Here is an 8,907-nt window from a genome sequence, read left to right as displayed (position 1 = left end):
GGCGCGCCTCGCCATTGGAGGAGGCGAGCCCCGCCGTAACGAACAGCGACAGGATGCCGATCCCTGCCTCCAGCGCATCCCGGCCGATCTCGACCGTCGGCAGCGTGTCGGCGGTGACGCCTTCCTCGAAGGTTTTGCGCGCGGTTTCGCTCGCCTGCTCGGCGGCAGCGCGGCCGTGCAGCAGAGCGGTGATCTCGGTCGCGAGGATCTTCTTGGCGTCGTTGATCTCGGAGCCGCCGAGCGCCTCCAGCCGTGCGATCTCGTCCATCGGCAAGGTCGTGTAGAGCTTCAGGAAGCGGCCGACATCGGCGTCCTCGGTATTGCGCCAGTATTGCCAGAAGTCATAGACGCTCAGCATTTCCGGATCGAGCCAGACGGCGCCTGAGGCCGTCTTGCCCATCTTGGCGCCGGACGAAGTGGTGAGCAGCGGCGTGGTGAGCGCGAACAGGGAGGCATCCTCCATGCGCCGGCCGAGATCGATGCCGTTGACGATGTTGCCCCACTGGTCCGAGCCGCCCATCTGCAGGCGGCAGCCGAAGCGCTTGTAGAGCTCGACGAAGTCGTAAGCCTGCAGGATCATGTAGTTGAATTCGAGGAAGGACAGCGACTGCTCGCGCTCGAGCCGCATCTTCACCGAATCGAAAGCCAGCATGCGATTGACCGAGAAATGCCGACCGACATCGCGCAGGAAATTGACGTAGTTGATCTCCATCAGCCAGTCGGCATTGTTGACCATCATGGCGTCGCCCGGGCCGTCGCCGAAATTCAGGTAGGGCGCGAAATTCCGGCGGATGCCGGTGAGGTTGTCCTCGATGTCGGCCGGCGTGAGCAGCCTGCGCGCCTCATCCTTGAAGGAGGGATCACCGATCATCGAGGTGCCGCCGCCCATCAGTGCGATCGGGCGGTGGCCGGTCTGCTGAAGCCAGTGCAGCATCATGATCTGGATCAGCGAGCCGGCATGCAAGCTTTTGGCCGTCGCGTCGAAACCGATATAGGCCGTCACCGTTTCCGTCGCGAAGAACCTGTCGAGGCCGGCATCATCCGAGGTCTGGTGGATGAAGCCGCGCTCGGACATCGTGCGCAGGAAGTCGGATTTGAAGGCGGACATTTTGCTATCCCGGGGAACATCGCGGCGGGCGCGCGCCCGCCATGGCAAGAGTGAATGGGCGCGTTTAGCATCCGCGCACAAGGAATCACAAGAACGGCGGCGAAAATGGCGGCACTGTGCGCAATCGGCCTGATGAGCGGCACGTCTATGGACGGCATCGACATCGCTTTCGTGAGGACCGACGGTGAAAACCGGATCGTGGCCGGCCCGTCAATGTTCGTGCCCTACGATGCTGCGTTCCGGCGGCGCATCGAGGCGGCGCTGGAAACGGCGAAGGCCATCGTCAGGCGCGAGGACCGGCCGGGCGACCTCGCCGAACTGGAAACCGAGATCAGCCTGAGGCACGCTCGCGCGGTCGAGGCGTTCCTGAAATCGGAGGAAGGCCACTGGGGCAGGCCGGATGTGATCGGCTTTCACGGCCAGACGGTGCTGCACCGGCCGGCGACCGGCGTGACGGTGCAACTCGGCGACGGCGCGCTGCTTGCCCGCGAAACCGGAATTCCCGTGGTCTACGACATGCGCGCCAACGATATGGCGCATGGCGGGCAGGGCGCGCCGCTTGTGCCCGCCTATCACGCGGCACTCGCGCGCTCGCTGCCAAAACCTTTCGCCGGAAAATTTCCGGTCGTGTTCATCAATATCGGCGGGATTTCCAACGTGACCTATGTGCCGGCGCAAGGCGCGCCGGTCGCCTTCGACACCGGTCCAGGCAACACGCTGATAGACCAATGGGTCAGCCGGGAGGGCGGCGTGCCGTTCGACGCGGGCGGGGCGATCGCCAGCGAGGGCGGCGTGGTCAGCGACGTGGTCGGGCGCTATCTGGAAAATCCGTTCTTCGAGAAATCCGGCCCCAAATCGCTGGACCGCAATGATTTCACGCTGGACCTTGCGCGCGGGCTGGAGCTTTCGGACGGCGCCAGGACGCTTGCCGCCGTTTCGGCAGAGGCGATCCTGAAATCGGCCGAGCACGTGCCGGAAAAGCCGAAACTCTGGATCGTCTGCGGCGGCGGGCGAAAAAACCCGCATATCGTCGGCGATCTGCGCTCGGGCGCGGAGAGGGTCGGCGCACAGGTGATCGTCGCCGAAGATGCGGGGCTGGACGGCGATGCGACCGAGGCGGAAGCCTGGGCGTATCTCGCGGTGCGCTCACTGAAAGGCCTGCCGCTGACTTTTCCGACCACCACCGGGTGCCGCGAACCGGTCAGCGGCGGTGTACTGGCGGAGCCTCAGAAAAGCTGACCAGCAGGAAACTCCGGTTCGCCAAGGCGGACCGGAGGGATGGGTGATAATGCGAAGCAGGTCGCCCGTCGTTTATTTGGCGGGAGCCTTGGGCTTTGCCTTCGCCGCCGGTTTGGCTTTCGCCGCAGCAGGCTTTGCGGCCGCTGCCCTGGCGACAACCTTCTTCGCGATCGACTTGGCGGGAGCAGCCTTGGCTTTTGCCGCCGCGGGCTTGGCGGCTTTTGCCGGCGCCTTCTTGGCGGGAGCGGCGGCTTCTTCGACTGTCGCCGTCGCAGCGTTCTTCTTGATCGATTCTATCGCCTTCGTTGCCGAAGCTTTCGCCTTGTAGCCTTCCGAACTGAATACGATCTCGCCATTGGAGGCGCGGTAGCGGAAGCGCGTTTCACCCTTTTTGTCTTTGTAGATTTCGAATTTGCTCACGGGCGGTATCCCCCTCATGTGAGATTGTGATTCGGTCACAGGCAAAAGCTGCCACGCAGTAAGTCGGCTGTCGAGTGACAGGCTAGACTTTCCACCGAAGCGATGCGCGCAGATCGAACAGCTTATGAGAGGGCTTTGGTAGCAGTAACCTATAGATCACCGCAGTCTTTTCGGGCGCGGGTCCGACAATTCGCCAGCCAGACGGCGGTCGAGATAGTCGGCGCATTCCTCGATCAGCAACTCCGTGTCGTTGGTGAAGAAATGGTTGGCGCCGGGCAGCGTCTTTTGCGTGATGGTGATGCCCTTTTGCGTGTGCAATTTGTCGACCAGGGCCTGGACATCTTTCGGCGGCGCGACCTTGTCGGCGTCGCCATGGATGATCAGCCCGGAGGAAGGGCAGGGCGCCAGGAAGGAGAAGTCATAGGTATTGGGCTGCGGGGCGACGGAGATGAAGCCTTCGATCTCGGGTCGGCGCATCAGGAGTTGCATGCCGATCCACGCGCCGAAGGAATAGCCGGCAACCCAGCAGGTCTTCGAATCCGGATGCAGCGACTGGATCCAGTCGAGTGCGGCGGCGGCATCCGACAGTTCGCCCGTGCCGTGGTCGAATTCGCCCTGGCTTCGGCCGATGCCGCGGAAATTGAAGCGCAGCGTGGTGAAATTACGCTTCTGGAACATGTAGAAGAGGTCGTAGACGATCTTGTTGTTCATCGTCCCGCCGAATTGCGGGTGCGGGTGGAGCACGATCGCGATCGGCGCGTTTTTCTCGGTCGACGGCTGATAACGGCCTTCCAGGCGACCCGCCGGACCGGTAAAAATGACCTCAGGCATGAATGACTCCAGTTCCTACAAAAACGCTTGCCGGCTGGAACAATTCTTCCTCTGGCCTTGACGCACGACAGGCGTCTTTCTAGAAGCTAGTTTAGAATTGTTCAAAACTGGGTGGCTGATGCCGCCCGTTCGGCAAAGCGGGTAAATAGGACGGCTTGCCTTGGAATTTCAAGGAAATAACGTCCGGCCACGCCCGAATGCAGACTGACAGGACAGATTGAGCGGAATGGCCGCACCACGCGCCTATCTCGACTACAATGCAAGCGCTCCGCTGCTGCCTGAGGCGCGCGCGGCGATGCTTGCCGCGCTCGACGTCACGGCCAATCCGTCATCGGTGCACAGCGAGGGGCGCGCCACCCGCAGGATTATCGAGGAGGCGCGCCGCGATGTCGCCGCGCTGGTTAATGCCAAGGCCGAACATGTCGTCTTCACCTCCGGCGCCACGGAAGCGGCGGCGACGCTGCTTTCGCCGGACTGGCGCATGGGGCGTGGCGCGGTTCGCATGTCGCGGCTCTATGTCTGCGAGGCCGACCATCCCTGCTTGCTGGCGGGCGGGAGTTTTGCCCCGGATCGCGTGACGCGGATCGGCGTCGATGCGCGGGGCGTGATGGATCTGGCGGCATTGAAGGCCGCGCTGGATGGGCACGACAGGAATGAGGGCCTGCTGCTCGTCGCCGTGCATGCCGCGAACAACGAGACCGGCGTGGTGCAGCCTTTTGGCCGCATCGCGGCGCTGGTGAAGGCGGCGGGCGGCGTGCTGGTGCTCGACGCCGTACAGGCTGCGGGGCGCATTCCGCTTGATATTACGGCCGGTTGCGCCGATTTCCTCATACTGTCCTCGCACAAGATTGGCGGCCCGAAAGGGGTCGGCGCGATCATCGGCGCGTCGGACCTGATGATGCCGAAGCCGCTGGTTGCCGGAGGCGGCCAGGAAAAGGGCCACCGCGCCGGCACCGAGAATCTGCCGGGAATTGCGGGCTTCGGCGCCGCGGCGCGGCATGCAGCGGAGAATCCTGGACGAATCGGGGCTGTCCGCGCCATGCGCGACGGCATCGAGGATTTGATTCTGACCGTCGCCCCCGACGCGCAGATATTCGGGCGCACCACCGAGCGGCTGGCCAATACGGTGTTCTTCGCCATTCCCGGCATCAAGGCCGAAACGGCGCAGATCGCCTTCGACCTCGCCGGAGTGGCGCTTTCGGCCGGCTCCGCATGTTCGTCGGGGCGCGTCGGGCCAAGCCATGTCTTGAAAGCGATGGGCTACGCCGATACGGAAGGCGCGCTGCGCGTTTCCATCGGGCAGGCGACTACGGAAGCCGAGATTGCACGGTTTGGCTCGGCGCTCAGCGACCTTTTGGCGCGGCGCGCCGGCAGGACCAAGGCCGCCTGAACGGCGGAAACGGCCGCAAGGCCATGAGCGGTGTGTTTTCGGGACGCTGGTTTGCGGTCCCGGCGGGTGAAATGCCCGGAGGAACACACTATATTGAACTTACGCCGTCCCAGCGGCGCCATAGTTTGAAAACTGCCGGGCCTTGACCCCGGCGTGGATGGAGAACGCTGATGCCTGCTGTGCAGGACACGATCGATCGGGTCCGAAAGATCGACGTCGACCAATACAAATACGGTTTCGAGACAGAGATCGAGATGGACAAGGCGCCCAAGGGCCTGTCCGAAGACACGATCCGTTTCATCTCCGCGAAGAAGAACGAGCCCCAGTGGATGCTGGATTGGCGTCTCGAAGCGTATCGCCGCTGGGTGACGCTCCAGGAGCCGACCTGGGCGCGCGTCAACTATCCGAAGATCGATTTCCAGGACATCCACTACTACGCCGCGCCGAAGTCGACGCCGGGGCCGACCTCGCTCGCGGAAGTCGATCCCGAGCTCCTGAAGGTCTATGAAAAGCTCGGCATTCCGCTGCGCGAACAGGAGATCCTGGCCGGCGTGCAGAAGCCGGCGGATTCCGAGCTCGATGAAGCCAACGACAATGTCTACAAGTCCGGCCGCGTCGCGGTCGACGCGGTGTTCGATTCCGTTTCGGTAGTAACGACGTTCAAGAAGGAACTGGCCGAGGCCGGCGTCATCTTCTGCTCGATCTCCGAGGCAATCCGCGAGCACCCGGACCTGGTGAAGAAATATCTCGGTTCGGTCGTGCCGACCTCCGACAATTACTATGCGACGTTGAATTCGGCCGTCTTCACCGACGGATCCTTCGTGTTCGTGCCGAAGGGCGTGCGCTGCCCGATGGAGCTGTCGACCTATTTCCGCATCAACGAGAAGAACACCGGCCAGTTCGAGCGCACACTGATCATCGCGGAGGAGGGCGCCTACGTGTCCTACCTCGAAGGCTGCACCGCGCCGCAGCGCGACGAGAACCAGCTTCACGCCGCAGTGGTCGAGCTGATCGCGCTGGACGACGCCGAGATCAAGTACTCGACGGTGCAGAACTGGTATCCGGGCGACGCCCAGGGCAAGGGCGGCATCTACAATTTCGTCACCAAGCGCGGCGACTGCCGCGGCGACCGCTCGAAGATCTCGTGGACGCAGGTCGAGACCGGCTCGGCGATCACCTGGAAATATCCGAGCTGCATCCTGCGCGGCGACGATTCTCGCGGCGAATTCTATTCGATCGCGGTCTCCAACGGCCATCAGCAGGTCGATAGCGGCACCAAGATGATCCATCTCGGCAAGAACACGTCGAGCCGCATCATCTCCAAGGGCATTGCCGCTGGCTTCAGCCAGAACACCTATCGCGGCCAGGTTTCGGCGCACCGCAAGGCATCGAACGCCCGCAACTTTACGCAGTGCGACTCGCTGCTGATCGGCGAGGACTGCGGGGCGCACACGGTGCCCTACATCGAGGCGAAGAACTCGACGGCGCAGTTCGAGCACGAGGCGACGACGTCGAAGATCTCCGAGGACCAACTGTTCTACGTCATGCAGCGCGGCATTCCCGAGGAAGAGGCGATCGCGCTGATCGTCAATGGCTTCGTCAAGGAAGTCATCCAGGAACTGCCGATGGAATTCGCCGTCGAGGCGCAGAAGCTGATCGGCATCTCGCTTGAGGGGAGCGTGGGGTAACCATCGAAATCGCCTCGAATTGACAGAACGACGCTACGGCGCCGTAGGGCGCGACAGTTTGAACGGAAGAAAAAATGCTTGAGATCAAGAACTTGCACGCCCGGATCGTCGAAGACGGCACCGAGATCATCCGCGGGCTGAACCTGACGGTGAAGGCCGGCGAGGTGGCCGCCATCATGGGCCCGAACGGATCGGGCAAGTCGACGCTGTCCTATATTCTGGCGGGCCGCGAGGACTACGAAGTCACCGAGGGCGACATCCTCTACAACGGCGAGTCGATCCTTGAAATGGACCCGGCCGAACGCGCCGCTGCGGGCATCTTCCTCGCCTTCCAGTATCCGATGGAGATACCGGGCGTGGCGACGATGGAATTTTTGAAGGTTGCCATGAACGCGCAGCGCAAGGCGCGCGACGAGGAGCCGCTGAAGATCCCCGAGCTTCTGAAGCGGGTGAAGGAAGCGGCCGGCTCGCTCAACATGGACATGGCGATGCTGAAGCGGCCGCTGAATGTCGGCTTTTCCGGAGGCGAGAAGAAGCGCGCCGAGATCCTGCAGATGAAGCTGCTTGAGCCGAAGCTCTGCGTGCTCGACGAGACCGATTCCGGCCTCGACATCGACGCGCTGAAGATCGTGGCCGACGGCGTCAATGCGCTGAGGTCCCCCGACCGCGCCATCGTCGTCATCACCCACTATCAGCGCCTGCTCGAATACATCGTGCCGGACTCGGTTCACGTGCTCTACCGCGGCCAGGTCATCAAGTCGGGCGACAAGTCGCTGGCGGTCGAGCTGGAAGAGAACGGCTATGCCGGGATCATCGAAGAGGCGGCATAGGTGACGGTTATGAACCTACAAATCACGCCCCAGCGCACGCTCGCCGAAACGGCGATCATCGACGCGTTCGGCGAGCGGCTTTCGGCTCTTCCGGGCGACGGCGCGGTGATGGTCAAGCGCGACAATGCGATCGAGGCAGTCAAGGCCGGCCTGCCGACGAAGCGCGTCGAATCCTGGCACTACACCGATCTGCGCCGGCTCCTGACCAGCGTGCCGCCGCATGACGAGACGGCGAACGCCAAGGCGGTTGCGCCGCTCATCGAAGGCTCGACGGTGCTGTCCGTGCTGAACGGCGTTGCTTCGGAAAAACCCGCTGCAATAGACGGCGTGACCGTCCAGCCGCTTGCCGAGAAGCTAGCGGACGGCAGCTTCGCGCCGGCGCTGGAGACCTACGGCTCGGACGATGCAATCGGCGCGCTGAACATCGCCTTCGTCGGCGACGGCTTTTTCGTCGACATCGCCGAAGGCAGCGAACTGGAAGCGCCATTGGAACTGCAGAACGTGCAGGCCGGCGGGCAGACGCATGTGCGGCTGCCGGTGCGGGTCGGCAATGGCGCCAAGGCGACGATCGTTGAGCGCCAGACGGGCAGCGGAGCGGCGCTCGCAAGCTCGGTGAGCCAGTTGCTGCTCGGCGACGACGCCGAGATACTGTGGATCATCGTGCAGGACCAGCCGGAGACGGCGACGCATTTCGCGCAGTTCAAGGCGGAGCTCGGCAAGAATTCCAAGCTGACGCTGTTCATCATGAACGCCGGCGGCAAGCTCGTGCGGCAGGAGGTCGTGGTCGACGCCAAGGGCGAGGGCGCGGACTTCAAGCTGCGCGGCGTCAACCTTTTGGCCGGCGACAGCCACACAGACGTGACCATGGTGCTCGACCATTCGGTGCCGCATACGACCTCGACCGAGGTGATCCGCAACGTGGTCACCGGACGGGCCAAGGGCGTATTCCAAGGGCGCATCAACGTCGCGCAATACGCGCAGAAGACCGACGCCAAGATGGCCTGCAATACGCTGCTTCTGTCGGACGATGGCGAGTTCTCGACCAAGCCGGAGCTGGAAATCTTCGCCGACGACGTGCAGTGCGGGCATGGCGCGACCGTCACCGAGATCGACCACAACCATCTTTTCTACCTGATGGCGCGCGGCATCGACGAGAAGACGGCGCGCGGGCTGCTGGTCAAGGCGTTCCTGGCCGAGGTGATCGAGGAACTGGAAGACGAGCCTACCGTGGAGGCGCTGGAAGCGCTGTTGGACGGCTGGTTCGCGACGCATGGGTGAAAGCGGATGAGGCGTTGGCGCTTCGTCCAACACCCCTCATCCGACCTCGCTGCGCTCGGCCACCTTCTCCCACAAGGGGAGAAGGGAACGCACTCGACCTTCTCCCCTTGTGGGAGAAGGTGG

At 63.3% G+C, this 8,907-nt stretch carries 7 protein-coding genes and 1 pseudogene; 5 read left to right on the top strand and 3 right to left on the bottom strand.

Annotated features, from left to right (window positions below):
- The coding region (tyrS, locus tag MAXJ12_RS14390) for a tyrosine--tRNA ligase (RefSeq protein ID WP_008836629.1) at positions 1-1,108 on the bottom strand (1,108 nt) is incomplete at its 3' end.
- Positions 1,109-1,213: 105 nt separating this feature from the next.
- On the opposite strand from tyrS, the gene MAXJ12_RS14385 reads away from it, so the two are divergent.
- Positions 1,214-2,347: an anhydro-N-acetylmuramic acid kinase gene (locus MAXJ12_RS14385; protein WP_008836628.1), complete on the top strand. Its 1,134-nt coding sequence runs from the start codon at positions 1,214-1,216 to the stop codon at positions 2,345-2,347.
- Positions 2,348-2,605: 258 nt separating this feature from the next.
- Here the strand turns inward: MAXJ12_RS14385 and MAXJ12_RS38835 are convergent.
- Together MAXJ12_RS38835 and MAXJ12_RS14375 are read right to left on the bottom strand one after the other, a co-directional pair.
- Positions 2,606-2,785, bottom strand: a pseudogene (locus MAXJ12_RS38835) (YegP family protein); the annotation flags it as partial.
- 138 nt (positions 2,786-2,923) lie between these two features.
- Positions 2,924-3,598, bottom strand: coding sequence for an alpha/beta hydrolase (locus MAXJ12_RS14375; protein WP_008836626.1), 675 nt, complete (start codon positions 3,596-3,598; stop codon positions 2,924-2,926).
- 226 nt (positions 3,599-3,824) lie between these two features.
- Here MAXJ12_RS14375 and MAXJ12_RS14370 point away from each other — a divergent pair, with 226 nt between their 5' ends.
- From MAXJ12_RS14370 to sufD, 4 genes are all read left to right on the top strand, one after another.
- Positions 3,825-4,988: a cysteine desulfurase family protein gene (locus MAXJ12_RS14370; protein ID WP_008836625.1), complete on the top strand. Its 1,164-nt coding sequence runs from the start codon at positions 3,825-3,827 to the stop codon at positions 4,986-4,988.
- Between the two features lie 170 nt (positions 4,989-5,158).
- Positions 5,159-6,676 (top strand): Fe-S cluster assembly protein SufB, encoded by a 1,518-nt coding sequence (gene sufB / locus MAXJ12_RS14365; RefSeq protein WP_008836624.1) that lies wholly within the window; start codon positions 5,159-5,161, stop codon positions 6,674-6,676.
- A 74-nt stretch (positions 6,677-6,750) separates the two neighbouring features.
- Complete coding sequence (sufC, locus tag MAXJ12_RS14360) at positions 6,751-7,506, top strand: Fe-S cluster assembly ATPase SufC (protein WP_008836623.1); 756 nt, start codon at positions 6,751-6,753, stop codon at positions 7,504-7,506.
- Between the two features lie 9 nt (positions 7,507-7,515).
- Complete coding sequence (gene sufD, locus MAXJ12_RS14355) at positions 7,516-8,784, top strand: Fe-S cluster assembly protein SufD (protein WP_008836622.1); 1,269 nt, start codon at positions 7,516-7,518, stop codon at positions 8,782-8,784.
- Positions 8,785-8,907: the final 123 nt, after the last annotated feature.

The sequence above is a fragment of the Mesorhizobium alhagi CCNWXJ12-2 genome, assembly GCF_000236565.1.
GTDB classification, from domain to species: domain Bacteria; phylum Pseudomonadota; class Alphaproteobacteria; order Rhizobiales; family Rhizobiaceae; genus Allomesorhizobium; species Allomesorhizobium alhagi.
Note: the sequence above shows the minus strand (reverse complement) of the source record. Positions and strands in the feature narration are given on the sequence as shown.